Origin of the sequence: Streptococcus sp. oral taxon 071 str. 73H25AP, from assembly GCF_000146755.1 — a bacterium.
Taxonomy (GTDB): domain Bacteria; phylum Bacillota; class Bacilli; order Lactobacillales; family Streptococcaceae; genus Streptococcus; species Streptococcus oralis_T.
Genome location: NZ_GL397254.1, coordinates 1,715,850 through 1,741,240, shown reverse-complemented (window position 1 = coordinate 1,741,240; position 25,391 = coordinate 1,715,850). Strand labels below are relative to the sequence as shown.

The following is a 25,391-nucleotide window of genomic DNA, read 5'->3' as shown; positions in this document are numbered from 1 at the left end:
AAAATAGTGAAGGAAAGCTAGGTGATGGGTAAGTGGATATTATCCAAATGAACTATTTCATCAATATCATAGAATGCGGATGCAACCTTTCCATTGCTGCAAAGAAGATTCACATTAGTCAATCAGCCTTGAGTCAATTTGTGACAAATTTTGAAGCAGCTGAAGGGGTTCAATTATTCAATCGCAAGAATGGAAGATTAGAAAGTTTAACAGAGGCGGGACGCAAAATTTATCGTTATGCGACCGAGATTGTGAATCGACATGAAGAAATGCTTTCCATGATCCATATAGAAGCTCAAAAGCAAAAGGGCACCATTAATCTTGGTATTCCGTCCTTGATTTTACGAGTTTATTTTGCTAGTGCTTTGCCTCATTTTCTGAAAAATAATCCTCATATCCATATCCAGGTTACGGAAGGTGGAGGGAAGGAAATTCGTCAAAAAATGGTTGATGGAGATTTGAATCTCTCTATTCTGATAGAGCCTACGAGCCTGGATGCTAAAAAATATGAACAACATATCATTCAATTGGATGAATACGTTGCTTATATGGATAAGGATCATCCGCTGGCTCAGAAAAGCTTGTTGGAATGGTCTGATATTGCTGGTTATGAATTGGCAACCTTCAACAAAACATTTACGACTTATGATTTAGTGACAGAAAAACTTCGTTCACAACGAATTGAGGCTAAATTTGCTTATCTTTCCTCTACTTGGGACTTCCTAGTTGAATCAACTCATCAGACAGATTTGATTGCCCTTTTGCCAAGGCCGGTTGAATATTTTGTGGATAAGAGTCGTTTTAAGGCGGTTAGATTCAAGGATCCGATTCCATTTAATATTTGGTTTTGTAGACCCTATAAAAACTCCTACAATGAAGTAGAGTCTTATGTGTATGAAGAATTGTTGAAAGATTATTACCAACCGTTTTCTGACAACTAAGATGAGGTGAATGCGATGACCTATAATGACGTGCTGGCGCGAGAATTGAAGGCAGACGTGAAAGTGTTGATTCGGGACTATTTCAAGTCTCATGAGGATGAACAACAGTTCCCTAGAGAATTGCTTTATCAGTTTATTGAGCAATTTGATATCTTTTCCTTGCTTTTAGATAGTCAAGATTCTGTTTTGAGAACCGAGTTTTTAACCTTTATTCGCTTGATTTCAAAAGATTTTCCTGCTTTTTCTGCTGTTCTACTAACTCAGGCATGTTATGGTATCTATCCTATTTTACGATATGGGAGTCAGGAACAAAAATCGCGTTATGTAGAACCATTAGTAAGGGGAGAAATCTTAGCTGGCTTGGGATTTTCTGAAGGAAAATTGATGGACAGCTTGGAGGTTATTGCAACAACTGCAAGGAAAACAGAAACAGGTTGGTCTTTAACTGGGAAGAAGTCAATTGTATCAAATTGCCGCTATACAGATATTTTGTTAATCTTAGCCAAGGTTCAGGAAGCTAACGGAGAAGATGGATACGGATTTTTCATTGTTGATACGACTCGACCGGGAGTTGCTTTTGGAGATGATGTTGCAAAACCTGGTTTACAGGGTTTGCCTGTGAATTCGGTAACTTTTGATCAGGTCATATTGCCAGAAGATAGTCTGCTAGGATTGACGCTAAATGGGGAAACTCAGTTAAATGATATTATCAAAAAATTACAGCTAGGATTAAGCGCAATCTCTATTGGTATCTCTGAGGGAGCTTTTGAAACAGGTCTGGCTTTTGTAAAGGTCAAAAGGAGATTTGGGAAACCATTAATCGATGCGACAGTCTATCAACATCAATTCGCAGACTTGTATACTAAGCTGTGTGCGGCTGAATCTTACTTTGCTTCCTACAAGGACAGGATGAAGGCGGATTCTCTCTTTGTATCTCAGATAAAACTTTATACGACAAAAGTAGCAATTGAGATTTCTGAGGAAATTATTAGATTAATTGGACCTCTTCAAACCTTGGATGACATCCCCATAGACCGTTATCTAAAGGATGCCAAAACGATTGAAATCTATGGAAAATCTGGGGATTCGATTCGTAAAAGAATAGCAGCCCAATGGATAAAGGAGTAAAGCATGGCAGAACTCACCTTACAGGAATATCAATTTCATGATATGAAACTGATATGGCTACGTGGAGCCGATAAATTGACGGATGCAGGGACTCTTTTTGGTCCGGTTCCGAAAGTTGTGTGGTCTCGTTACTACCCAACAAATGATGCTAATATGATGGCAGAATTGACGGATCCTATTTTGATCCAGTACAAGGGTAAAAATTACTTGATAGATGCAAGTTTTGATACAGCAAAATTATCCGATAAACAAAGGCGTAACTTAGGAATCTTGTCTGAAAGTCGGGTAGAAGAAAGTTTAGCTCTTTTAGGACTATCGCCTGAAGACATTGACATCGTGCTGATGACACATATGCACCACGATCATTCTGGTGGCTTGACGTATGTGAATGATCAAGGGAAGCTGGTTTCCAAGTATCCAAACGCCAAGATTATTGTGAATGATGTCGAGTGGTATGAGATGAGAAACCCTAATGATCGAACGCGGGGAACTTATCTGAGAGAAAATTGGGAACCGATTCAAGATCAGGTGACGACTTTCTCAGAGTATATCAATGTCATTCCAGAAATCCAAATGATTCACACAAGTGGTCACAGCAATGGCCACAGTATTATCTTGCTCAAACAGGGGAAAGATACGATGATCCATATGGGGGACTTGATGTTATCACATGTTCATCGAAATCCTCTCTGGGTTCCAGCAGTTGATGATTATCCTATGAAATCAATTTTAGCCAAAAAGAAGTGGTTGCGTCAGGCTTTTGAGAATCATTATAAGTTTTTCTTTTACCATGATCAATTTTTCGCGGTGGTAGAGTTTGACAAGGATGGGAAGGAATTTGTAGATTATGTTCTACGTTCTCGCCCCCCACTTATTCCTTTTACAGATCAGCAGGATCGTAAGCCAGATTTTTTAGGATAGCAGAATATGAGGAGACAAATATAACATTTTCTTGTTGACGGGGATATTGGTGCATCATGCATCCATTTGCCAACAAGAATCAACAGAAAATAAAAGGAGGACTCATATGTCAATTACAAAACTTTTACAGATTCAATATCCAATTTTCCAAGGGGCTATGGCTCAAATCTCGCACTATCAACTAGCAGCAGCTGTTTCTGAGGCTGGAGGTCTGGGAATTATCGCTTCGGGTGGTATGACCGGAGAGCAGTTGCGAGAAGAAATTCGTGAACTGAGAAAGTTGACAGATAAGCCTTTTGGTGTCAACATCATGTTGATGATGAAAAATATCAAGGATATTGTGACTGTTATCATCGAAGAAAAGGTTCCAGTGGTAACTACAGGTGCAGGAACTCCTAAGTATATCATGCCTTACTTGAAAGAAGCAGGAATCAAGGTTATTCCAGTTATTGCCAGTGTCAAGCATGCTCAAAAAATGCAAGAATTGGGAGTTGATGCTGTAATCGCTGAAGGTTCAGAAGCTGGTGGCCATATTGGAGAGACCAATACAATGGCTCTTATCCCACAAATCGTTGATGCGGTAACGATTCCAGTCATTGCTGCAGGAGGTGTGGCAGATGGTCGTGGACTTGCTGCTGCGATTGCCCTAGGTGCACAAGGAGTTCAAATGGGAACAGTTTTTCTTGCTTCAGAAGAATGTCCAATTTCTCCAGCCTATAAAGAAGCTATTTTGGCGGCAAGTGATACAGCGACTGCGGTTACAGGCCGCATTGCGGGAGCGCCAGTTCGTTGTATTCGCAATGAGATGACGGATCACTACATTGAATTAGAGCAGAAAGGTACAAACCGAGAGGAACTGGAAGAAATTACGATCGGTTCCCTATCTAAGGCTGTCTATGAAGGTGATACAGTTCATGGTTCAATGATGAGCGGACAAATTGCGGGTTTGGTGAAAGACATCAAACCATGTAAGACTATTTTAGAATCAATTGTGAAACAGGCGCAAGAGTGCCTACAAGACATTCGACTAGAATTAGGTGAATAATGTAATCTAGGCGGAAGATTCTGCACTGATGTGGAAAAAGGAGAGCGAGGCATTTGCTATCCTTTTTTATATATGGTTTCTTTAAGAGCATCTTGCTATAATAAAAGCAGTGCTTTCTCTTTAAAGGTCGCTTTTTAAGGGCTTTTGTGATATAATAATGCGCAAGAGGTTTAGAATGAAAAAAAATAATTTAATCCCGTTTTCTGCAGTCTTACTAGGACTTGCAACTTTCGGAATCTTAACTTTGCTGATTATTTTTTCACATAATCTTGCTGTAACAATCACTGTTTTATTTTTATTTGTACTGCTTTATCTGCTTTTATTTGTATGGCAAAAAAAACAGTACGAAAAGAGCGAAATTGAACAAATCCAATATGTAAATCACCAAGCCGAAAATAGCTTGAGTACTTTGCTTGATCAAATGCCGGTGGGAGTCCTGAAATTAGACTTATCAAGTGGAGAAGTAGAATGGTTTAATCCTTATGCTGAGTTAATTTTGACAAATGAAGAAGGGGAAATTGATGTTGAGTTAATTCAAGCCATCATCAAGGCTTCTGTTGGGAATCCTGGTTCGTATGCCACCTTGGGCGAAACACGATATGCTGTCCATATGGACAAGGCTTCAGGCGTTTTGTATTTTTTTGATGTTTCTGGGGAGTACGAAGCAACTGTCGAATTGGTAACTAGCCGTCCAGTCATTGGGGTCATCTCAGTGGATAATTACGATGATTTGGAGGATGCGACGTCTGACTCTGATATCAGCCATATCAATAGCTTTGTAGCTAATTTTGTTTCAGAATTTGCTAGTAAGTATGCTATGTTTTCTCGCCGTGTGGGGATGGATCGTTTTTATTTATTCACAGATTATACAGTACTCGAGGAATTGATGAATGATAAATTCTCTGTTATTGATACTTTCCGAGAAGAATCAAAACAGAGGCAACTAGCCCTAACTTTAAGTATGGGATTTTCTTATGGTGATGGAAATCATGAAGAGATAGGGAAAATTGCCTTGCTCAACTTGAACTTAGCAGAAGTTCGCGGTGGTGACCAGGTGGTGGTCAAGGAAAATGATGAGACCAAGAATCCAGTCTACTTCGGTGGAGGAACTGCTGCGTCTATCAAACGTACTCGTACACGTACGAGAGCCATGATGACAGCCATTTCTGATAAGATTCGAAGTGTTGACCAGGTTTTTGTAGTCGGTCATAAAAATCTAGATATGGATGCCTTGGGCTCTGCTGTCGGTATGCAGTTGTTTGCAAGTAATATTATTGAAAACAGTTATGCTATCTATGATGCAGACCAGATGTCAGCAGATATCGAGCGTGCTATCCAGTTCTTAAAGAAGGAAGATACTACGAAACTCTTATCTCTTACAGATGCGATGAAGCTAGTTACAAGCCGTTCGTTATTGATTTTAGTGGATCACTCAAAGACGGCTTTGACCTTATCGAAAGATTTTTATGATTTGTTTACTCAAACCATTGTTATTGACCATCATAGACGTGATCAGGATTTCCCTGAGAATGCAGTCATCACCTATATTGAAAGTGGAGCAAGTAGTGCGAGTGAGCTGGTCACAGAATTGATTCAGTTCCAAAATTCTAAGAAAAATCGTTTGAGTCGTATGCAGGCTAGCGTACTGATGGCTGGAATGATGCTGGATACCAAGAACTTTACATCTCGCGTAACGAGTCGAACCTTTGATGTGGCTAGCTACCTGAGAACACGTGGAAGCGATAGTATTGCTATCCAGGAGATTGCTGCGACAGATTTTGAGGAGTATCGTGAGGTAAATGAACTCATTTTACAAGGTCGTAAGCTAGCTTCAGATATCTTGATTGCCCAAGCTAAGGACTCAACCACTTATGACACCGTTGTTATCAGTAAGGCTGCCGATGCTATGCTGGCCATGTCCGGTATTGAGGCTAGTTTCGTTCTGGCAAAAAATACACAAGGATTTATCTCCATCTCGGCTCGAAGCCGTAGTAAAATCAATGTGCAACGCATTATGGAAGAGCTAGGTGGCGGAGGCCATTTTAATCTAGCGGCTGCGCAAATCGAGAATATGAATCTGTCAGAAGCAGGAGAAAAATTGACTAAACTAATCTTGGATGAACTAAAGGAAAAGGAGAAAGAAGAATGAAAGTAATCTTTTTAGCAGATGTTAAAGGAAAAGGAAAAAAGGGCGAAATCAAGGAAATGCCAACTGGCTATGCTCAAAACTTCCTGATTAAAAAGAATTTGGCCAAGGAAGCGACTGCTCAAGCAGTGGGCGAGTTGCGTGGTAAACAAAAATCAGAAGAAAAGGCTCATGCTGAAATGATTGCTGAAGCAAAAGCCATCAAGGCTAAGCTTGAAGCAGAAGAAACGGTTGTAGAGTTTGTTGAAAAGGTTGGACCAGATGGCCGTACATTTGGCTCCATCACTAACAAGAAAATTGCAGAAGAATTGCAAAAGCAATTTGGTATCAAGATTGACAAACGCAATATTCAAGTGCAAGCACCAATTCGAGCAGTAGGTTTGATTGATGTACCAGTGAAAATCTATCAAGATGTTACAAGTGTCATCAATCTTCGTGTAAAAGAAGGTTAAGTTTACAATTTCTTGACAAGATTGTAAAAGGAAGGAAAGTCGGATGGCAGAAGTAGAGGAACTGCGAGTTCAACCTCAGGATATTTTGGCAGAACAATCTGTTCTGGGGGCTATTTTTATAGATGAGAGTAAGCTCGTTTTTGTCCGAGAATACATTGATTCTCGTGACTTCTTTAAATATGCTCATCGGTTGATCTTCCAAGCGATGGTAGATTTGTCGGATCGTGGGGAAGCAATTGATGCGACGACAGTTCGGACGATTTTGGATAGCCAAGGGGATCTCCAAAATATTGGTGGCTTGTCTTACCTTGTCGAAATTGTCAACTCTGTACCAACTTCAGCCAATGCAGAATATTATGCTAAAATCGTAGCCGAAAAGGCTATGCTACGTCGCTTGATTTCCAAATTGACAGAGTCTGTCAACCAAGCCTATGAGGCTTCTAAGCCTGCAGATGAAATCATCGCTCAGGCTGAAAAGGGACTCATAGATGTTAGCGAAAATGCCAATCGTAGTGGGTTCAAGAACATCCGAGATATTCTAAATATCAACTTTGGGAACCTAGAAGTTCGGTCACAACAAACAACGGATATCACGGGTATTGCAACGGGTTATCGAGATTTGGACCATATGACGACAGGTCTCCATGAGGAGGAGCTAATTATCCTAGCGGCGCGACCAGCGGTTGGTAAGACGGCCTTTGCTTTGAACATTGCGCAGAACATTGGGACTAAGTTGGACAAGACGGTAGCTATCTTTTCACTGGAAATGGGTGCAGAAAGTCTAGTAGACCGGATGCTAGCGGCCGAAGGCTTGGTGGAGTCTCATTCTATCCGTACGGGTCAATTGACTGATGAGGAGTGGCAAAAGTATACTATTGCCCAAGGAAATCTAGCCAACGCGAGTATCTATATTGATGATACACCAGGGATTCGAATCACGGAAATTCGCTCCCGTTCACGCAAACTAGCTCAAGAAACGGGCAATCTAGGATTGATTTTGATCGACTACCTACAGCTTATCACAGGGACTGGTCGTGAGAACCGCCAACAAGAAGTTTCTGAAATTTCTCGTCAGTTGAAAATCCTAGCTAAGGAATTGAAAGTTCCAGTCATTGCTCTTAGTCAGTTATCTCGTGGAGTGGAACAGCGGCAGGATAAGAGACCAGTCTTGTCTGATATTCGTGAATCGGGTTCTATCGAGCAGGATGCAGATATCGTAGCCTTTCTATACCGTGACGACTACTACGATCGTGCGGGTGAAGAAGAGGAAGGAATTCCAAATAATAAGGTTGAGGTTATCATCGAGAAAAACCGTAGTGGAGCTCGTGGAACAGTGGAATTGATTTTCCAAAAAGAATACAATAAATTTTCAAGTATCTCAAAGAGGGAGGCATAAGATGTCAGATGCATTTTCAGATGTAGCCAAGATGAAAAAAATCAAAGAAGAGATCAAGGCGCATGAGGGACAAGTCGTTGAAATGACTTTGGAGAATGGCCGTAAGCGCCAAAAAAATCGATTGGGTAAGCTAATTGAGGTTTATCCATCTCTATTTATCGTTGAATTTGGGGATGTTGAGGGAGACAAACAAGTCAATGTCTATGTTGAATCCTTCACCTACTCAGATATCTTGACAGAGAAGAATTTGATTCGCTATCTAGACCAAGAATCCTAAAATGAAGTGAGCTTTGCTCACTTTTTTCTTTTTCTCCCGAATAGTATAAAGGAGGGTAACCTCGGAAATTTATATTATTAAGGAGAATGAATGACGTTTTTTAAATCAGGAGTTAAGAAGAGTAGATGTGCTCAATTGAGTGTAGGACTGGCTACATTGTTGGTTACGAGTGCTTTTTTGTTTGGTGGAGAATCGGTTCAGGCCAACAGTGTAGCGCGTGGAGATGACTATCCGCTTCACTACAAAAATGGTAGTGTTGAAATCGATCAGTGGCGGATGTATTCTCGCCAGTGTACGTCTTTTGCGGCCTTTCGTTTGAGTAGTGTAAATGGCTTTGAAATTCCACCTGCCTACGGAAATGCGAATGAATGGGGACATCGTGCAAGGCGAGAAGGCTACCGTGTGGATACTAAGCCAGAAGTTGGGGCCATTGCTTGGTCGACAGAAGGTTATTATGGGCACGTGGCCTGGGTATCAAATGTATCAGGGGATACGATTGAGATCGAAGAGTATAATTATGGGGTTCGAGAAAAGTATAACCGTCGAAAAGTCAGGGCTAGTTCGATGACAGGTTTTATTCATTTCAGGGATTTATCTGCCAGCCATAGTGCGGGTGAGAATGCTCGTAGCCCAGAACTTCCGTCTAGTGGGACAATAGTATTCACGGGGAAATCGCCTATTATGGACCAACCGTCACGTACAGGACAGGTTATTGACTACTATTATGCTGGTGAGAGTGTGAGTTATGATCAAGTTCTTGAAAAGGATGGTTATAAGTGGCTCGGTTATTTGTCTTATAGCGGTTCTAGAAGATATGTGCAGTATGCAGAGCTAAGCAATACAGAAAAGGGCTGGAAAAAAGAAGGAGGGAGTTGGTATTACCGAGAGAATGGGAAACTCGCAACTGGTTGGAAGAAAATAAATGGCAGTTGGTATCACTTTAAAGACAATGGAACCATGTCAACAGGTTGGGTGAAGGATAGTTCGCATTGGTACTATCTAAAGGCATCAGGGGAGATGCAGACGGGATGGCTCAAGGAAAATGGAACATGGTATTATTTGGAGAGTTCAGGGGCTATGAAGTCTAGCCAGTGGTTCCAGGTAGGAGGAAAGTCTTATTACGTCAATGCTTCGGGGGCTTTAGCAGTGAATACTACTGTAGATGGCTATCGAGTGGATAGTAATGGAGCTAGAATCTAGAAAGAATATAAAAAAGAGGGCTTCACTACCATTTGCCTATTCTTTCCGATGGTATTTTTCCTTGCTTTCCTTTATAATGGGTGTATGGACAAGAAAAAATTATTATTAATTGATGGATCTTCTGTTGCCTTTCGAGCTTTTTTTGCGCTCTATCAACAGCTGGATCGATTTAAAAATGCTAATGGTCTTCATACCAATGCAATCTATGGCTTTCAACTTATGTTGAATCATGTCTTGGAGCGAGTTGAACCCAGCCATGTTTTGGTAGCTTTTGATGCAGGTAAGACGACTTTCCGAACAGAGATGTATGCAGACTACAAGGGGGGGCGTGCTAAAACTCCAGATGAGTTTCGTGAGCAATTTCCCTTCATTCGTGAGTTGCTAGACCATCTTGGAATTCGCCATTATGAGTTGCCACAGTATGAAGCGGATGATATCATCGGGACTCTTGGTCGTTTGGCTGAGAAAGATTCCTTCGATGTGACAATCGTTAGCGGAGACAAGGACTTGATCCAGTTGACCGATGAGCGTACGGTGGTCGAGATTTCCAAGAAAGGTGTGGCTGAGTTTGAGGCCTTTACACCAGCTTACCTTATGGAAAAGATGGGCCTCACACCAGCTCAGTTTATAGATCTCAAGGCCCTGATGGGGGATAAGTCTGATAATATCCCTGGCGTCACTAAAATTGGTGAAAAGACGGGCATCAAGCTCTTGCTGGAACACGGCTCGCTCGAGGGTATTTATGAAAATATCGATGGGATGAAGGCTTCTAAGATGAAGGAAAATCTCATCAATGACAAGGAACAAGCCTTCCTGTCTAAAACCTTGGCGACCATTGAGACTCAGGCACCGATTGAAATTGGCCTTGATGATTTGGTCTATAGTGGACCAGATGTGGAAAATCTCGGAAAATTCTATGATGAGATGGGCTTCAAACAACTCAAGCAAGCTCTAAATGTTTCATCAACGGATGCGCCTGAAAGTTTGGATTTCACTATTGTTGACCACGTCAGTCAAGACATGCTGAGCGCAGAATCTATCTTCCACTTTGAGCTTTTTGGTGAGAATTACCATACAGATGATTTGGTTGGTTTTGCCTGGTCTTGTGGGGATAAACTTTACGCTACAGATAAACTTGATCTCTTGCAGGAGCCTATTCTCAAGAATTTTCTAGAAAAAACACCTCTGAAAGTGTATGACTTTAAGAAAGCGAAGGTTCTTTTAAATCGCTTGGACTTGAACCTGCAGGCCCCTGCTTTTGACAGTCGCTTGGCCAAGTACCTTCTCTCTACTGTCGAGAACAATGAAATTTCAACCATTGCGAGTCTCTATGGTCAGACTTACATGGTCGATGATGAGACCTTCTACGGCAAGGGGGTCAAGAAGGCAATTCCTGAACGGGAAAAATTCTTGGAACACCTAGCTCGCAAGGTTGCTGTATTGGTAGAGACAGAGCCTGTTTTGATTGAAAAACTCAGTGAACATGGGCAGTTAGATCTCCTCTATGACATGGAGCAACCTCTGGCTTTTGTCCTTGCCAAGATGGAAATTGCTGGGATCAAGGTCAAAAAAGAAACCCTACTTGAGATGCAAGCTGAAAATGAGGTCGTCATTGAGCAACTCACTCAAGAGATTTACGAACTGGCTGATGAGGAGTTTAATATCAACTCCCCTAAGCAGTTGGGCGTCCTTCTCTTTGAAAAACTCGGCCTTCCTCTAGAATACACCAAGAAAACCAAGACAGGTTACTCGACAGCAGTGGATGTGCTGGAGCGTCTGGCTCCTATTGCACCGATTGTCAAAAAAATTCTAGACTACCGTCAGATTGCTAAGATTCAATCCACCTATGTGGTTAGCTTGCAGGATTGGATTTTAGATGATGGCAAGATCCACACGCGCTATGTGCAGGATTTGACCCAGACCGGGCGTTTGTCTAGTGTGGATCCAAACTTGCAAAATATTCCTGTGCGTTTGGAACAAGGCCGCCTCATTCGTAAGGCTTTTGTGCCAGAGTGGGAGGATAGTGTACTACTCAGCTCGGACTATTCACAGATTGAGTTGCGCGTTTTGGCTCATATCTCTAAAGATGAGCACTTAATTAAGGCCTTCCAAGAGGGAGCAGATATCCATACCTCGACGGCCATGCGGGTCTTTGGAATTGAACGTCCTGAGGATGTGACTCCAAATGACCGTCGCAATGCCAAGGCCGTCAACTTTGGAGTGGTTTACGGGATTTCAGATTTTGGTTTGGCGAACAATCTTGGTATTAGTCGTAAGAAGGCCAAAGCCTACATTGATACCTACTTTGAGCGTTTTCCTGGGATTAAAAACTATATGGAAGAAGTGGTACGTGAAGCGCGTGATAAGGGATATGTAGAGACCCTCTTCAAGCGTCGTCGAGAGCTACCAGATATCAATTCGCGCAACTTTAACATTCGTGGTTTTGCAGAGCGAACTGCCATTAACTCCCCTATTCAGGGTTCGGCAGCAGATATCCTCAAGATTGCTATGATCCAGCTAGACAAAGCTCTAGTTGAAGGTGGTTATCAGACCAAGATGCTCTTGCAAGTGCATGATGAAATCGTCCTTGAAGTTCCGAAATCAGAACTAGCAGCTGTCAAAGTACTAGTGAAACAAACCATGGAAGAAGCCATCCAACTCAGTGTTCCCCTTATCGCAGATGAAAATGAAGGGGCAACCTGGTACGAGGCTAAATAAGAAAGCTATGATAGAGTTTGAAGCGCGTGCCTTCAAGCTCTTTTTCATGATTTTCTGTAAGCAGTTTCCTTGACTTTTCCTTGTATTTGCGTTACTATATGTCCATATAAGATATGGGAGTCTGTGTACAGTCTGAGAGGAAGTGTTAAACTTCGACCGCACCTGATCTGGGTAATGCCAGCGTAGGGAACGATACTTAGCCGAATTCTGCACCTTTTCCATATATGGAAGGGGTTTTCTTTTTGTCAAAAGGAAACCTGAGAAGAGGAGGTTTTTATGAAAGCAAGCATTGCCTTGCAAGTCTTGCCCCTATCACAGGGGATTGATCGAATTGCTATTATCGATCAAGTGATTGCTTATCTGCAAGCTCAGTCCGTGACCATGGTGGTGACACCCTTTGAAACGGTCTTGGAAGGGGAGTTTGATGAGCTTATGCGCATTCTCAAAGAAGCTCTTGAAGTGGCCGGGCAGGAGGCAGATAATGTCTTTGCCAATGTCAAAATAAATGTAGGAGAGATTTTAAGTATTGATGACAAACTTGAAAAGTATACTGAGACGACACATTAGTCTATTGGGTTTTCTAGGAGTCTTGTCAATCTGGCAGTTAGCGGGAGTATTCAAACTTTTACCCAAGTTTATCCTGCCAACTCCTCTTGAGATTCTCCAGTCCTTTGTTCGTGACAGAGAATTTCTCTGGTACCATAGCTGGGCGACCTTGAGAGTGGCTTTGCTAGGTCTAGTCTTAGGAGTCTTGATTGCCTGTCTTATGGCGGTGCTCATGGATAGTCTCTCTTGGCTCAATGACTTGATTTATCCCATGATGGTGGTTATCCAGACCATTCCGACCATTGCCATAGCGCCTATCTTGGTCTTGTGGTTGGGTTATGGGATTTTACCCAAGATTGTCTTGATTATTCTGACGACAACCTTCCCTATCATTGTTAGTATCTTGGACGGTTTTAGGCATTGTGACAAGGATATGCTGACCTTGTTTAGTCTGATGCGAGCAAACCCTTGGCAAATCCTTTGGCATTTTAAAATCCCGGTCAGTCTGCCCTACTTTTATGCAGGTCTGAGGGTCAGTGTCTCCTACGCCTTTATCACAACCGTGGTGTCTGAGTGGTTGGGAGGTTTTGAAGGTCTTGGTGTTTATATGATTCAGTCTAAAAAACTGTTTCAGTATGATACCATGTTTGCCATTATTATTCTGGTGTCGATTATCAGTCTTCTAGGTATGAAGCTGGTCGATATCAGTGAAAAATATGTGATTAAATGGAAACGTACTTAAAATAGAGCGTTTTTGAAAAAGAAAAGAGGAAATGAAAATGAAGAAAACATGGAAAGTGTTTTTAACGCTTGTAACAGCTCTTGTAGCTGTCGTGCTTGTGGCTTGTGGTCAAGGAACTGCTTCTAAGGACAACAAAGAAGCAGAAGTTAAGAAGATTGACTTTATCCTAGACTGGACGCCAAATACCAACCACACAGGTCTTTATGTAGCAAAGGAAAAAGGCTATTTCAAAGAAGTTGGAGTGGATGTTGACTTGAAATTGCCACCAGAAGAAAGTTCTTCAGACTTGGTGATCAATGGCAAGGCACCATTTGCTATCTATTTCCAAGACTACATGGCTAAGAAATTAGAAAAAGGGGCAGGCATCACTGCCGTTGCCGCTATCGTTGAGCACAACACATCAGGAATCATCTCACGTAAATCGGACAATGTCAGCAGTCCAAAGGACTTGGTTGGGAAGAAATACGGAACTTGGAATGACCCGACTGAACTTGCTATGTTGAAAACCTTGGTGGAATCTCAAGGTGGAGACTTCGAAAAGGTCGAAAAAGTACCAAACAACGACTCAAACTCCATCACACCAATTGCCAATGGCGTCTTTGACACTGCTTGGATCTACTATGGGTGGGACGGTATCCTTGCCAAATCTCAAGGTGTAGACGCCAACTTCATGTACTTGAAAGACTATGTCAAGGAATTTGACTACTACTCACCAGTTATTATCGCAAACAACGACTATCTCAAAGACAACAAGGAAGAAGCTCGTAAAGTCATCCAAGCCATCAAAAAAGGCTACCAATATGCTATGGAACATCCAGAAGAAGCTGCGGATATTCTCATCAAGAATGCACCTGAACTCAAGGAAAAACGTGACTTTGTCATCGAATCGCAAAAATACTTGTCAAAAGAATACGCAAGTGACAAGGAAAAATGGGGACAATTTGATGCTGCTCGCTGGAATGCCTTCTACAAATGGGACAAAGAAAATGGTATCCTTAAAGAAGACTTGACAGACAAAGGCTTCACTAATGAATTTGTAAAATAATGACAGAAATTAGACTAGAACACGTAAGCTATGCCTATGGCGATGAAAAGATTTTAGAGGACATCAACCTGCAGGTGACTTCGGGTGAAGTGGTTTCTATCCTAGGTCCAAGTGGTGTTGGAAAGACCACTCTCTTTAACCTAATCGCTGGGATTTTAGAAGTCCAGTCTGGGCGAATTGTCCTTGATGGCGAGGAAAATCCTAAGGGGCGCGTGAGTTATATGTTGCAAAAGGATCTCCTCTTGGAGCACAAGACGGTGCTTGGCAATATCATCCTGCCCCTTTTGATCCAAAAGATTGATAAGGCAGAAGCCATTGCTCGAGCGGATGACATCCTTGCGACCTTCCAGTTGACAGCTGTACGGAACAAATATCCTCACGAACTTAGTGGTGGAATGCGCCAGCGTGTGGCCTTGCTTCGTACCTACCTTTTTGGGCACAAACTCTTTCTTTTAGACGAAGCCTTTAGCGCCTTGGATGAGATGACCAAGATGGAGCTTCACGCTTGGTATCTGGAGATTCATAAGCAGTTGCAGCTAACGACCTTGATCATCACGCATAGTATCGAGGAGGCCCTCAGTCTCAGCGACCGCATCTATATCTTGAAAAATCGCCCTGGGCAGATTGTTTCAGAAATTAAACTAGATTGGTCTGAAGATGAGGACAAGGAAGTCCAAAAGATTGCCTACAAACGTCAAATCTTGGCAGAATTAGGTTTAGATAAGTAGAAAAATAGGGAGTTGGTGAAGATTATCCTTTACCAGCGCCCTTTTTGTCTATAAATGGAAATTCTTATAGATAAAAAGTGATATAATTGACGTATGGTGATGTGATGAAAAAAGAAGAAATTAAAACATATTTAGATACAGATCTTGAATTTAATGTTAATGGCCGAGGTGCTTGTTTCTTATCCAGCATTTGTGTAGTTGGATATGATTATGAAGGTCAGCAGTTTAATGCGATTGATGAAGCTATGGAAGCTAAGGTTTTTGATAGTAAAAGTTTAGTGGATATTTGGGATGAAGTTTTACCACAAGTATTTTAAAATAAAAATATGGTCACATTATTTCAAGAGATAATAGAAAGAGCTTGAATGATGTTAAATAATGAATTACATGACTACGATAAACCAGACTCATCCGATGAAATAGATGAACTCATTATTTCGGAGTCCAATCTTGAAGGGTACAGTGATTTTTACAAAGAAAGTGAAGAGTCAAAAGTTTGGTGGATTGATAAGATAGATGTTAGAGGAGAGCTATTGTTCAGTTTTGATCAGCAAAAAATTTATAATCTTTTTCTTGATTATCCTCACAATATGACGGAAGAAGAAGTTAAAATTTTTGATATCGAAAATCCATTTTGGAGAGATTTTTTTTCGGATAGAATGTCACAAACTATACATTTATTCGTAAGAATTGAATGATATGACTGAAAAAGATTATACACAATAGTAAACATGCTTAGATACAACTAGACTATTTTTGATGTTCAGTCACCTCCCTCATAATTCATTTTTGATGGATACTGTGATATAATTAAGATACGAAGGATAGAGGTTGAGAATCTGTCACCAACGCGCCATTTAGCTAGTGGGTCGAGAAATGCAGGAGCCTCGACAGTCCTGTCTATCCTTGCAAATAAATCAGCCCTTAGAAACAAATCTAAGGGCTTTTTGACCGGTCGATTTTATCAGCAATTTCAACTTTTAAAATTTCATTTTCAAATAATCTCATCCATCGTAAACCTGTTTTAACAGATAAAGCATTATACTCTTCATCAAAAGTATGCTTATCTTCAAAAAGACAAATTCCCTCAAAGGTCTGGTTATCAACGTCTGTCATCGTTACAACTTTATTGTTAAACTTTCTAAGTCCCATTTTTATTTTCCTGATTTTGTAGTACTATAGTTTGTTATATTATTGGAATCCCTTTAACGTAAGCTTCCTTAGCTTTTGCTAGTGTCATCTTGTTTGGGCCTCCATCAATGTTGGTTTCCCCCGTATTTTGCCAATTACAATGATCACAAATGTCATAAACAGCGGTCAATGTTCCGCAAACTGGACAATGTACGTATTCTTCATCATTAATCATTACTAAGTTTTCTTTACCAGTCTTATTCATAATTATTTACTCCTAATTATTGTTTTTAAAATAGTGAAACCAGAAATATTAATTAGCTAGAACTAAATATTTTTATATTAAATTCTCTTATCTTTCTAAACTTTTCTGAGATAGGCTTTCTTAGCTTCTGCAAGAGTTATAGTATCATTATACTTCAGCATTGGAGCTATTGCTAATGATTGAGAGAGTTTTCTAGATATGCTATAATATTACCAGGTAATAAAAAAAGCACGTCTGACCGTGCTAGTTTCTTGCCTGCTGAACTCGTCAATATTACGCCCTTTTCAGGGCTCTTTTTTGTGGACTTTTTTAGGAACTTTCAAGAAAAACTAAGGCGATTTAATGCCTAAATGTTTTTAAAGAAAGTCAGTATTTTCAAGGGATGAGCTCTAAAAATTTGACTTATAGAGTGTTAAATGATAGCATAGTCAAAGATAGTCAAGGTTCAAAGAAGGAGTTTGATTTACTATGAGATTTAAAAATACATCAGATCATATCGAAGCCTATATCAAGGCGATTTTAGACCAGTCTGGTATCGTGGAATTGCAGCGGAGTCAGTTGGCGGATACCTTTCAGGTTGTGCCAAGTCAGATCAACTATGTCATCAAGACACGTTTTACTGAAAGCAGAGGTTACTTGGTTGAGAGCAAGCGAGGTGGTGGAGGCTACATTCGCATTGGGCGGATTGAGTTTTCCAGTCATCATGAAATGCTCCGCGATTTGCTTTACTCGATTGGTGAGCGAGTTAGTCAGGAGATTTATGAGGATATTCTCCAGCTTTTGGTGGAGCAGGACTTGATGACCAAGCAGGAAATGACCTTGCTGACTTCAGTAGCAACAGATCGTGTCCTAGGGGAAGAATCCTCAGCTGTCCGTGCCAATATGCTCCGACAGCTATTACAAGAGGTAGATAGAAAAGAGAAGTAAGATGAACTATTCAAAAGCATTGAATGAATGTATCGATAGTGCCTACATGGTTGCTGGCCATTTTGGAGCTCATTACCTAGAGTCTTGGCATTTATTGATTGCCATGTCCAATCACAGTTACAGTGTGGCAGGTGCAACTCTAAATGATTATCCTTATGAAATGGACCGTTTAGAAGAGGTTGCGTTGGAACTGACTGAAACGGACTATAGCCAAGACGAAACCTTTACGGAATTGCCCTTTTCCCATCGTTTGGAGGTTCTCTTTGCAGAAGCAGAGTATGTGGCCTCAGTAGTCCATGCAAAGGTGCTAGGGACAGAGCATGTTCTCTATGCGATCTTGCATGATGGTAATGCCTTGGCAACTCGCATCTTGGAGAGAGCAGGCTTTTCTTATGAAGACCAGAAAGATCAGGTCAGAATTGCTGCTCTTCGTCGCAATCTAGAAGAACGTGCAGGATGGACAAGAGAAGATCTCAAGGCTTTGCGTCAACGTCATCGCACAGTAACTGACAAGCAAAATTCTATGGCCAATATGATGGGCATGCCTCAAGCTCAAAGTGGTGGTCTAGAGGACTACACGCATGACCTGACGGAGCAAGCGCGCTCTGGCAAGTTAGAGCCAGTTATCGGTAGAGACAAGGAAATCTCACGTATGATTCAGATTTTGAGCCGGAAGACCAAGAATAATCCTGTCTTGGTTGGTGATGCGGGTGTCGGGAAAACAGCTCTGGCACTTGGACTTGCTCAGCGTATTGCCAGTGGGGATGTACCTGCGGAAATGGCAAAGATGCGCGTGTTAGAGCTTGATTTGATGAATGTCGTTGCGGGGACACGTTTTCGTGGTGACTTTGAAGAGCGTATGAACAACATCATCAAGGATATCGAGGAAGATGGCAAAGTAATCCTCTTTATCGATGAACTCCACACCATCATGGGTTCTGGTAGCGGTATTGATTCGACTCTGGATGCGGCCAATATCTTGAAGCCAGCCTTGGCTCGTGGAACTTTGAGAACGGTTGGTGCAACCACTCAGGAAGAATACCAAAAACACATCGAAAAAGATGCAGCCCTTTCTCGTCGTTTTGCCAAAGTGACGATTGAAGAGCCAAGTCTAGCTGACAGCATGACCATTTTGCAAGGTTTGAAAGCTACCTATGAGAAACACCACCGTGTGCAAATCACAGATGAAGCTGTCGAAACGGCTGTTAAGATGGCGCATCGTTACTTGACTAGTCGTCACTTACCAGATTCTGCTATCGACCTCTTGGATGAGGCGGCAGCAACTGTGCAAAACAAATCCAAGCATGTGAGAATGGACGAATCCGACTTGAGTCCAGCTGACAAGGCCTTGATGGATGGCAGGTGGAAACAAGCAGGCCAGCTAATCGCAAAAGAGCAGGAAGTCCCTGTCTATAAAGACTTGGTAACAGAATCTGAAATTTTAACCACCTTGAGTCGTTTGTCAGGGATCCCAGTCCAAAAGCTGACGCAAACAGATGCTAAGAAATACTTGAACTTGGAAGCGGAGTTGCACAAACGTGTCATTGGTCAAGATCAAGCTGTTTCAAGTATTAGCCGTGCCATTCGCCGCAATCAGTCTGGTATTCGCAGTCACAAGCGCCCGATTGGTTCCTTTATGTTCCTAGGACCGACGGGTGTCGGGAAGACCGAATTGGCCAAGGCCTTGGCAGAAGTTATTTTTGATGACGAATCAGCCCTTATCCGCTTTGATATGAGTGAGTATATGGAGAAATTTGCGGCTAGCCGTCTCAACGGTGCCCCTCCAGGCTATGTGGGGTATGAAGAAGGTGGGGAGTTGACCGAGAAGGTTCGCAACAAACCATACTCCGTACTCCTCTTTGACGAGGTAGAGAAGGCCCACCCAGACATCTTTAATGTCCTCTTACAGGTTCTGGACGACGGTGTCTTGACAGATAGCAAGGGGCGCAAGGTTGATTTTTCAAATACCATTATCATCATGACGTCAAACCTTGGTGCAACAGCTCTTCGTGATGACAAGACGGTCGGCTTTGGGGCCAAGGACATTCGTTTTGATCAGGAAAATATGGAAAAACGAATCTTTGAAGAGTTGAAAAAAGCTTATCGACCAGAGTTTATCAACCGTATTGATGAAAAGGTGGTCTTCCACAGTTTGGATAGCGACCACATGCAGGAAATTGTCAAGATTATGGTGAAACCATTGATTACTAGCCTGGCAGAGAAGGGTATCGATTTGAAACTACAAGCTTCGGCACTGAAGTTGCTAGCTAGTCACGGTTACAATCCAGAAATGGGAGCTCGCCCACTTCGCAGAACCCTGCAAACAGAAGTGGAGGACAAGTTGGCAGAACTTCTTCTTAAGGGAGAATTAGTGGCAGGAAAGACCCTCAAGATTGGTGTCAAAGCTGGTCAATTAAAATTTGATATTGCTTAAAAATGGAGAATCAGGAGTTGTCCTGATTCTTTTTGTATTTATTTTTAAAAAACCAAAGGAAATAAGTTGACAATATGTAAATATTGGTTATAATAAGAATAAATAGATATTAAGATTTGTATAGAATGAAAAAGAGCAGAGTTTCCTGAAATTTCCACCATTTCAATAGAGCCCTGTTTCTTTTTTTGCGTATGAAATGAAAATAATGTAAACCTAGCCAAAGAGTGAATTTTAGATAGGTTAAGAAGGGAAATAGATGAACATTTTAGTTGTAGATGATGAGGATATGATTAGAGAGGGAGTAGCTGCTTTTTTGAGAGAAGAAGGCTATCATGTTATTCTAGCAAAGGATGGACAGGAGGCTTTGGAGAAATTTCATGAGTTCCCTATTCATCTGATGGTCTTGGATCTGATGTTACCGAAGCGGAGTGGATTTGAGGTGTTAAAAGAAATTAATGGAAATCATGATATTCCTGTAATCGTCTTAAGTGCGCTCGGAGATGAGGAAACTCAGATGCAGGTATTTGACCTTTATGCTGATGATCATGTGACGAAACCATTTTCACTGGTGCTCCTAGTCAAACGGATTCAAGCCTTGCTTAGGCGTTACTATGTTGTGGAGGATATTTGGCATTATCAAGATGTGACAGTGGATTTTACATCCTACCAAGCTCGAGTCAAGAACGAGGAGGTTGCAATTAAGCCGAAAGAATTGTTGGTTTTAAAATGTTTAATCCAACATAAGAACCAGGTCTTGAGTAGAGAGCAGATACTCGAGTCTATCTCAAATGATTTTGCAGATTTGCCTCTTGATAGAGTAGTTGATGTTTACATTCGAAATCTTCGTAAGAAGTTGGATCTGGATTGTATTGTAACAGTGAAAAATGCCGGATATAAAATTAGCTTATGATAAAAAATCCTAAATTATTAACCAAATCATTTTTAAGAAGTTTTTCGCTTTTAGGTGCAATCGCTTTGGTCATCCATATTGCCATCTATCTGACCTTCCCTTTTTATTACATTCAGCAAGAGGGTGAGAAGTTTAATGAGAGTGCGACTATTATGAGCAAGTACTTAGAAGGCAAAAATTTTCATGAACTGCCTAGTTTGCTGGAGTCCTATTCGAAATCTCTTCGCATCTCTGCCCATTTGAAAGATGATGTACTGGATAAGAGAATTTCCCTTGTGCACGACTTGGAAATAAAGGAAGGAAGTCCCACTAACTATATCGTAACGATTGACCGTCAGATTACGACAGCTGATGGTAAAAAGGTAACCATTCAATTTATTCAAGGTGTGGATATTTATAAAGAGGCAACACGGATTATGCTTCTCTATCTCCCGTATACCTTTTTAGCAACGCTTGTATTTGCCTTTCTCTTTTCCTACTTCTATACGAAACGTTTATTGGAGCCTCTCTTTTATATCTCAAAAGTTACAGGTAAGATGCAGGAGTTGGATCATGATATTCGCTTTGATGAAACGCGAAAGGATGAAGTTGGGGAAGTTGGAAAGCAAATCAATGATGTGTATGAAAACTTGCTGGCGGTCATTGATGAATCTGAGAGAAGAAATGAACGGATTGTCAGGTTGCAAAAGCAGAAAGTTTCTTTTGTTCGTGGAGCGTCACATGAGTTGAAAACCCCTTTAGCCAGTCTTCGAATTATTCTAGAGAATATGCAGTACAATATTGGGGATTATAAAGACCACCCTAAGTATATAGCAAAGAGTATCGATCAAATTGATCAAATGAGCCACTTGCTCGAAGAAGTTTTGGAGTCCTCTAAGTTCCAAGAGTGGACAGAGTGTAGCGAGACCTTGATAGTCCAGACTATTTTGACGGATGTTTTATCTCGCTATCAGGAATTAGCACGCTCAAGAGGAATAGAAATTGAAAATCAATTGACAGATGCTACTAGGGTCGTCATGAGTCTCAAGGCATTGGATAAGGTTTTGACAAACCTGATTAGTAATGCAATTAAATATTCAGATAAAAATGGGCGCGTAATCATATCCGAGCAAGATGGCTATCTTTCTATCAAAAATACCTGCCAACCTCTTAATCAAGAAGAGTTGAATCATTTGTTTGATATTTTTTACCACTCTCAAGTTGTCACAGACAAGTCTGAAGGGTCTGGTTTAGGACTCTATATCGTGAATAACATCCTAGAAAGTTATCAAATGTCCTATAGTTTTCTCCCTTATGAACAAGGAATGGAATTTAAAATTTGCTTGCAAGCAGATTAGTTGTATAAAGCAAAAGAACGGAAATCTCTCCGTTCTTTTTTGTTAAAGTTCACATAGGTTTAACATGAGAATATTATTTTAAATATAGAAAAAAGAAAGGATACTGGTATGGTATTTGCGATTATTTTAGTAACCTTCCTCGTTCGATTGATTTTTTTAAAACGTTCGATGGAGAATGAAAAACGAATCCTTAGCAATGGCGGGAAAGAATTTGGAGTTGAGAATACAAAACGATTAACGATGGCTCATATTGTTTTCTATCTCTCCTGCTTTGTTGAAGCAATGGTACATAAGACAAGGTTTGATGGCATGAGCATGGTTGGTTTAGTCTTGCTTATTTTTTCTATGCTGATGTTGATGTTGGTGATTCACTTGTTGGGAGATATTTGGACAGTAAAGCTAATGCTTGTTAATAATCACAAATTTATAGATCATCCTCTCTTTCGAATTGTGAAACATCCCAATTACTTTTTAAATATTCTTCCTGAGCTAGTTGGTTTAGCTTTGGTGAGTCATGCTTACGTAACTTTTATCTTTATTTTTCCTGTCTATGCGGTTATTCTTTATCAAAGAATAGCAGAAGAAGAGAAATTACTGCAAGAAGTTATCATTCCTAATGGAAGAATGAAAGGATAGCGAAAATAATATAGCAAATTTCACATACAATTCATATTGGCAGGATATACTATAGTTAATTAAAATCATGGAGGATATAGATATGTTTAAATCAAATCATGAACGAAGAATGCGTTATTCCATTCGTAAATTTAGTGTAGGAGTAGCTAGTGTACTAGTAGCTAGCTTCTTTATGGGGAGTGTTGCTCATGCTGGTGAGATGAGCTCTAGTGCATCCACAAATAGTGCCAAGGTCACTGAGCAAACTTCATCTAAGAGTAAGGCAGGAGAAAACAAAGAAACTTCTTCTGAAAATAATAAAAAAACAGAACCAGCTAGAGAAACTTTGAAAGATGCAAAAGAAAAATTAATAAAAGAGCTAGCGGAAAGTGACCTTCCTGTAGATAAAAAAACAACCTATAAGCAGAAAATTGAACAGGCGAATGATACAGGAAGCTTGCTTTCGATAGATAATGATTTTCACCTAGATTTACTAAAACATCATGAAAAGCAGCATATGGAACAAGAAAGGAAGGAAAAAGAAAATCAATCGAAAGATGAAAACAAGGTGGTTCCTCCGACTAAGGAGAGCTCGGAACAGTCTCGAGATACTTCTACAAAAGAGAACACAGGTGCGGTCGCTGAAATTCAAAAACGTTTAAAAGAAGAAATCAGAAAAGGTACCCTACCAACTGAGCGGAAAGATTCCTTGATAAAAGAGATTGAGGGAGAAGATGACCGTGATAACCTAGAAACTTTGGAGAATAGTTATAGAGAACTGGAAGATACTTTCAAAAAAATCAATGAAGAACTCGACCATCAAAAGAAATTGATTAGCGATATGGCAACTACAAAAGGTATCACTGAAGAGGATAAAAGTTCTTTAGTAGGCGAAATCAATAAAATCAAAGAGCGAGTTGTAAATGATTTTAAGAACGAGTCGGATAAATCACTCCAAACGATTAAACAAGAAGTTATTGCTGATCTAGGTAAGTTATTCAAATCTTACAAAGCCTACGTTGAAAAAGAAATTCAAAACTACGTCAATCAACAAGTGGACGAAAACATAAAGGAGAAAAAACTAAACAAAGAAGAAGCAAACGAGGATGCCACAATCAAACAGTTACGCGAGTTGGGAAAAAAGGCGCTTCAGCAACTCGATCAGGCCGCGAAGAATGAAGAGGTGCTGAAGGCTAAACACAGTCTTCTTGATGAGATTGCAAAACTCAAGTCATCTAATGGCAATAAAGAGACAACGAAACCGAGAGACAAACGAAGTGCTAAGGAGACTAATCAGCAAGATTTAGCTAAACAAATTTCAGAAGCTAATCTATCGCTTTCTAATCACATGAGTGAGCTGTTGGATAGAACTAAAAAAGATCTGAAATCTGAGGATGAGTCTAAATTTGATGAATTAATTAAAAATGCCTTAGGAATTGTAAATAAATATAGATCAGAGCTTTCTAAAGCTCAAACAAAAGAGGAACTAAATCGGATTCTAGAAACAGCGAAGTCAGAGCTAAATGCTGCTGTGGAGGAATTCAAAAAAGGGTTAACGAAACCAACTGAGCCTCAAAGAAAGCCTGATATGGAAGGTCATATTCCTCCAACTAAAGATGGGAAATCTCAGACACCGACTGAAGAAACGAAAGAGATAGAATCTTTGAAGAATAAGGCTAAGGAAGAGCTAAAAAAACTAGAGCAAGCTTTGGCTGAAGTGAATAACTATCCAGAGTTACCAGAAAATAACAGTGATTATAAGGTGCAGAAAAAAGATATTTGGGAGGATTCTAAAAAGATTGCTCCTGATAAAATAAAAGCATTTAGAGAACAGTTAGAAAAAGGTTCATACACTGCCAAAACTCTCCAAACGTTTATAGATGACTTTATCTATTATCAAATCCATGCACAAATCGAAAAGATGACAAGACAAGTCGCTTTGTATCGAGAAAAATACGCGAAAATTCCTAGTCTAGAAAAAGAATTTGAATCAGGTATTAAGCAAACGTGGAGTAAGAATTATGCTACCTTAGAAGGGAAATATCTAGCGGATTACTTTAAGAATGAATTTCTTCCATCCTTTAATAAGATTCAGCAGATTGTGGAACTTCAGAAGGCTATCAGTCAGCTTGAAGAAGAAATGAAGACAGTTCCAGATGGAGCTAAGTTAACAGGAGAAGCTGGTTCTGCTTATGAAAAGGTCAGAAATCGTGCAAGCGAAATCATTAAACAAGGGAAAGAGCTTCTAGAACAAGTAAATATTACAGAAAAGCAGCTAGATACTCAGATAGGAGAGCTTCAGAAGAGCTTATCTGAATTGAAGGTAGCGAAGGCCAACTTAGTGCCAAAGAAAGAAGATAAGAAAGAAATTCCAAAACCAGATTTGCAACCAAGTCCTAAACCAGAAGGCAAGAAACCACACACGCCGGCACAACCCGGTGCTGAAAATCAGAAGCCATCTGCTCCAAAACCAGATTTGCAACCAAG

General features: G+C 40.5%; 24 protein-coding genes and 1 riboswitch. Of the genes, 22 read left to right on the top strand and 2 right to left on the bottom strand.

Going from position 1 to position 25,391, the window contains the following annotated elements; genetic code table 11:
* Positions 1 to 32: 32 nt before the first annotated feature.
* The 16 genes from HMPREF9189_RS10665 to HMPREF9189_RS10590 all read left to right on the top strand — a co-directional run bounded on the left by HMPREF9189_RS10665 (position 33) and on the right by HMPREF9189_RS10590 (position 15,983).
* Positions 33 to 941, top strand: a complete 909-nt coding sequence (locus HMPREF9189_RS10665) for a LysR family transcriptional regulator (RefSeq protein WP_009755472.1) — start codon at positions 33 to 35, stop codon at positions 939 to 941.
* A gap of 15 nt (positions 942 to 956) precedes the next feature.
* The gene (locus HMPREF9189_RS10660; protein WP_000221880.1) at positions 957 to 2,069 is read left to right on the top strand and encodes an acyl-CoA dehydrogenase family protein; all 1,113 of its coding nucleotides are present in this window, start codon (positions 957 to 959) and stop codon (positions 2,067 to 2,069) included.
* A gap of 3 nt (positions 2,070 to 2,072) precedes the next feature.
* On the top strand, positions 2,073 to 2,990 hold the full coding sequence (locus HMPREF9189_RS10655; RefSeq protein WP_000829417.1) for an MBL fold metallo-hydrolase: 918 nt from the start codon (positions 2,073 to 2,075) through the stop codon (positions 2,988 to 2,990).
* A 64-nt stretch (positions 2,991 to 3,054) separates the two neighbouring features.
* Positions 3,055 to 4,035 carry a nitronate monooxygenase gene (locus HMPREF9189_RS10650; RefSeq protein ID WP_255261175.1) on the top strand — a complete coding sequence of 327 codons (981 nt, stop codon included), beginning with the start codon at positions 3,055 to 3,057 and terminating at the stop codon, positions 4,033 to 4,035.
* Positions 4,036 to 4,210: 175 nt separating this feature from the next.
* Complete coding sequence (locus HMPREF9189_RS10645; protein ID WP_000739975.1) at positions 4,211 to 6,184, top strand: DHH family phosphoesterase; 1,974 nt, start codon at positions 4,211 to 4,213, stop codon at positions 6,182 to 6,184.
* Positions 6,181 to 6,633: a 50S ribosomal protein L9 gene (gene rplI / locus HMPREF9189_RS10640; RefSeq protein WP_000864201.1), complete on the top strand. Its 453-nt coding sequence runs from the start codon at positions 6,181 to 6,183 to the stop codon at positions 6,631 to 6,633. Before HMPREF9189_RS10645 ends, rplI begins: the two co-directional genes overlap by 4 nt.
* A gap of 43 nt (positions 6,634 to 6,676) precedes the next feature.
* Positions 6,677 to 8,029: a replicative DNA helicase gene (dnaB, locus tag HMPREF9189_RS10635; protein WP_000852476.1), complete on the top strand. Its 1,353-nt coding sequence runs from the start codon at positions 6,677 to 6,679 to the stop codon at positions 8,027 to 8,029.
* Position 8,030: 1 nt separating this feature from the next.
* Positions 8,031 to 8,306: a Veg family protein gene (locus HMPREF9189_RS10630; RefSeq protein WP_001278158.1), complete on the top strand. Its 276-nt coding sequence runs from the start codon at positions 8,031 to 8,033 to the stop codon at positions 8,304 to 8,306.
* A gap of 90 nt (positions 8,307 to 8,396) precedes the next feature.
* Positions 8,397 to 9,506, top strand: a complete 1,110-nt coding sequence (locus HMPREF9189_RS10625) for a CHAP domain-containing protein (RefSeq protein WP_000142556.1) — start codon at positions 8,397 to 8,399, stop codon at positions 9,504 to 9,506.
* A gap of 84 nt (positions 9,507 to 9,590) precedes the next feature.
* Entirely contained in the window at positions 9,591 to 12,224 is a 2,634-nt protein-coding gene (gene polA / locus HMPREF9189_RS10620) for a DNA polymerase I (protein WP_025168537.1), read from the top strand.
* A gap of 103 nt (positions 12,225 to 12,327) precedes the next feature.
* A riboswitch (TPP riboswitch) is annotated at positions 12,328 to 12,430 on the top strand.
* Between the two features lie 70 nt (positions 12,431 to 12,500).
* Positions 12,501 to 12,791: a thiamine-binding protein gene (locus HMPREF9189_RS10615; protein ID WP_000647672.1), complete on the top strand. Its 291-nt coding sequence runs from the start codon at positions 12,501 to 12,503 to the stop codon at positions 12,789 to 12,791.
* On the top strand, positions 12,754 to 13,512 hold the full coding sequence (locus tag HMPREF9189_RS10610; protein ID WP_009729585.1) for an ABC transporter permease: 759 nt from the start codon (positions 12,754 to 12,756) through the stop codon (positions 13,510 to 13,512). Before HMPREF9189_RS10615 ends, HMPREF9189_RS10610 begins: the two co-directional genes overlap by 38 nt.
* A gap of 37 nt (positions 13,513 to 13,549) precedes the next feature.
* Positions 13,550 to 14,557: an ABC transporter substrate-binding protein gene (locus HMPREF9189_RS10605; protein WP_000754552.1), complete on the top strand. Its 1,008-nt coding sequence runs from the start codon at positions 13,550 to 13,552 to the stop codon at positions 14,555 to 14,557.
* On the top strand, positions 14,557 to 15,285 hold the full coding sequence (locus HMPREF9189_RS10600; protein WP_000136202.1) for an ABC transporter ATP-binding protein: 729 nt from the start codon (positions 14,557 to 14,559) through the stop codon (positions 15,283 to 15,285). Before HMPREF9189_RS10605 ends, HMPREF9189_RS10600 begins: the two co-directional genes overlap by 1 nt.
* A gap of 104 nt (positions 15,286 to 15,389) precedes the next feature.
* The gene (locus tag HMPREF9189_RS10595) at positions 15,390 to 15,602 is read left to right on the top strand and encodes a hypothetical protein (protein ID WP_000711257.1); all 213 of its coding nucleotides are present in this window, start codon (positions 15,390 to 15,392) and stop codon (positions 15,600 to 15,602) included.
* Positions 15,603 to 15,650: 48 nt separating this feature from the next.
* Positions 15,651 to 15,983, top strand: a complete 333-nt coding sequence (locus HMPREF9189_RS10590; protein ID WP_000979448.1) for a hypothetical protein — start codon at positions 15,651 to 15,653, stop codon at positions 15,981 to 15,983.
* Between the two features lie 238 nt (positions 15,984 to 16,221).
* Here the strand turns inward: HMPREF9189_RS10590 and HMPREF9189_RS10585 are convergent, their stop codons facing one another.
* Both HMPREF9189_RS10585 and HMPREF9189_RS10580 read right to left on the bottom strand, forming a co-directional pair.
* Positions 16,222 to 16,437 (bottom strand): hypothetical protein, encoded by a 216-nt coding sequence (locus HMPREF9189_RS10585; protein ID WP_000524293.1) that lies wholly within the window; start codon positions 16,435 to 16,437, stop codon positions 16,222 to 16,224.
* Between the two features lie 34 nt (positions 16,438 to 16,471).
* Positions 16,472 to 16,681, bottom strand: coding sequence for a CPCC family cysteine-rich protein (locus HMPREF9189_RS10580; RefSeq protein ID WP_001044018.1), 210 nt, complete (start codon positions 16,679 to 16,681; stop codon positions 16,472 to 16,474).
* 468 nt (positions 16,682 to 17,149) lie between these two features.
* Here HMPREF9189_RS10580 and HMPREF9189_RS10575 point away from each other — a divergent pair, with 468 nt between their 5' ends.
* From HMPREF9189_RS10575 to HMPREF9189_RS10550, 6 genes are all read left to right on the top strand, one after another.
* On the top strand, positions 17,150 to 17,608 hold the full coding sequence (locus tag HMPREF9189_RS10575) for a CtsR family transcriptional regulator (RefSeq protein WP_001211262.1): 459 nt from the start codon (positions 17,150 to 17,152) through the stop codon (positions 17,606 to 17,608).
* Between the two features lies 1 nt (position 17,609).
* Positions 17,610 to 20,042 carry an ATP-dependent Clp protease ATP-binding subunit gene (locus HMPREF9189_RS10570; RefSeq protein ID WP_001109652.1) on the top strand — a complete coding sequence of 811 codons (2,433 nt, stop codon included), beginning with the start codon at positions 17,610 to 17,612 and terminating at the stop codon, positions 20,040 to 20,042.
* Between the two features lie 256 nt (positions 20,043 to 20,298).
* Complete coding sequence (gene bgrR / locus HMPREF9189_RS10565; protein ID WP_001024193.1) at positions 20,299 to 20,952, top strand: response regulator transcription factor BgrR; 654 nt, start codon at positions 20,299 to 20,301, stop codon at positions 20,950 to 20,952.
* The gene (gene bgrS, locus HMPREF9189_RS10560; RefSeq protein ID WP_009755468.1) at positions 20,949 to 22,289 is read left to right on the top strand and encodes a sensor histidine kinase BgrS; all 1,341 of its coding nucleotides are present in this window, start codon (positions 20,949 to 20,951) and stop codon (positions 22,287 to 22,289) included. The genes bgrR and bgrS overlap by 4 nt, the downstream gene beginning before the upstream one ends.
* Positions 22,290 to 22,397: 108 nt before the next feature.
* Entirely contained in the window at positions 22,398 to 22,925 is a 528-nt protein-coding gene (locus HMPREF9189_RS10555) for an isoprenylcysteine carboxyl methyltransferase family protein (protein WP_000230687.1), read from the top strand.
* Between the two features lie 82 nt (positions 22,926 to 23,007).
* Positions 23,008 to 25,391, top strand: a 2,384-nt coding sequence (locus HMPREF9189_RS10550) for a GAG-binding domain-containing protein (protein ID WP_000477124.1), incomplete at its 3' end; no start/stop codon positions are given.

Bases quoted from the DNA above. Each gene is read 5' to 3' on its own strand.
- HMPREF9189_RS10590 (WP_000979448.1), top strand. From the start codon at position 15,651: ATGATGTTAAATAATGAATTACATGACTACGATAAACCAGACTCATCC.
- HMPREF9189_RS10655 (WP_000829417.1), top strand. From the start codon at position 2,073: ATGGCAGAACTCACCTTACAGGAATATCAATTTCATGATATGAAACTG.
- HMPREF9189_RS10660 (WP_000221880.1), top strand. From the start codon at position 957: ATGACCTATAATGACGTGCTGGCGCGAGAATTGAAGGCAGACGTGAAA.
- HMPREF9189_RS10605 (WP_000754552.1), top strand. From the start codon at position 13,550: ATGAAGAAAACATGGAAAGTGTTTTTAACGCTTGTAACAGCTCTTGTA.
- dnaB (WP_000852476.1), top strand. From the start codon at position 6,677: ATGGCAGAAGTAGAGGAACTGCGAGTTCAACCTCAGGATATTTTGGCA.
- HMPREF9189_RS10585 (WP_000524293.1), bottom strand. From the start codon at position 16,437: ATGGGACTTAGAAAGTTTAACAATAAAGTTGTAACGATGACAGACGTT.
- HMPREF9189_RS10625 (WP_000142556.1), top strand. From the start codon at position 8,397: ATGACGTTTTTTAAATCAGGAGTTAAGAAGAGTAGATGTGCTCAATTG.
- HMPREF9189_RS10555 (WP_000230687.1), top strand. From the start codon at position 22,398: ATGGTATTTGCGATTATTTTAGTAACCTTCCTCGTTCGATTGATTTTT.
- rplI (WP_000864201.1), top strand. From the start codon at position 6,181: ATGAAAGTAATCTTTTTAGCAGATGTTAAAGGAAAAGGAAAAAAGGGC.
- bgrS (WP_009755468.1), top strand. From the start codon at position 20,949: ATGATAAAAAATCCTAAATTATTAACCAAATCATTTTTAAGAAGTTTT.
- HMPREF9189_RS10575 (WP_001211262.1), top strand. From the start codon at position 17,150: ATGAGATTTAAAAATACATCAGATCATATCGAAGCCTATATCAAGGCG.
- HMPREF9189_RS10570 (WP_001109652.1), top strand. From the start codon at position 17,610: ATGAACTATTCAAAAGCATTGAATGAATGTATCGATAGTGCCTACATG.
- bgrR (WP_001024193.1), top strand. From the start codon at position 20,299: ATGAACATTTTAGTTGTAGATGATGAGGATATGATTAGAGAGGGAGTA.
- HMPREF9189_RS10630 (WP_001278158.1), top strand. From the start codon at position 8,031: ATGTCAGATGCATTTTCAGATGTAGCCAAGATGAAAAAAATCAAAGAA.
- HMPREF9189_RS10610 (WP_009729585.1), top strand. From the start codon at position 12,754: ATGACAAACTTGAAAAGTATACTGAGACGACACATTAGTCTATTGGGT.
- HMPREF9189_RS10580 (WP_001044018.1), bottom strand. From the start codon at position 16,681: ATGAATAAGACTGGTAAAGAAAACTTAGTAATGATTAATGATGAAGAA.
- HMPREF9189_RS10645 (WP_000739975.1), top strand. From the start codon at position 4,211: ATGAAAAAAAATAATTTAATCCCGTTTTCTGCAGTCTTACTAGGACTT.
- HMPREF9189_RS10615 (WP_000647672.1), top strand. From the start codon at position 12,501: ATGAAAGCAAGCATTGCCTTGCAAGTCTTGCCCCTATCACAGGGGATT.
- HMPREF9189_RS10600 (WP_000136202.1), top strand. From the start codon at position 14,557: ATGACAGAAATTAGACTAGAACACGTAAGCTATGCCTATGGCGATGAA.
- HMPREF9189_RS10595 (WP_000711257.1), top strand. From the start codon at position 15,390: ATGAAAAAAGAAGAAATTAAAACATATTTAGATACAGATCTTGAATTT.
- polA (WP_025168537.1), top strand. From the start codon at position 9,591: ATGGACAAGAAAAAATTATTATTAATTGATGGATCTTCTGTTGCCTTT.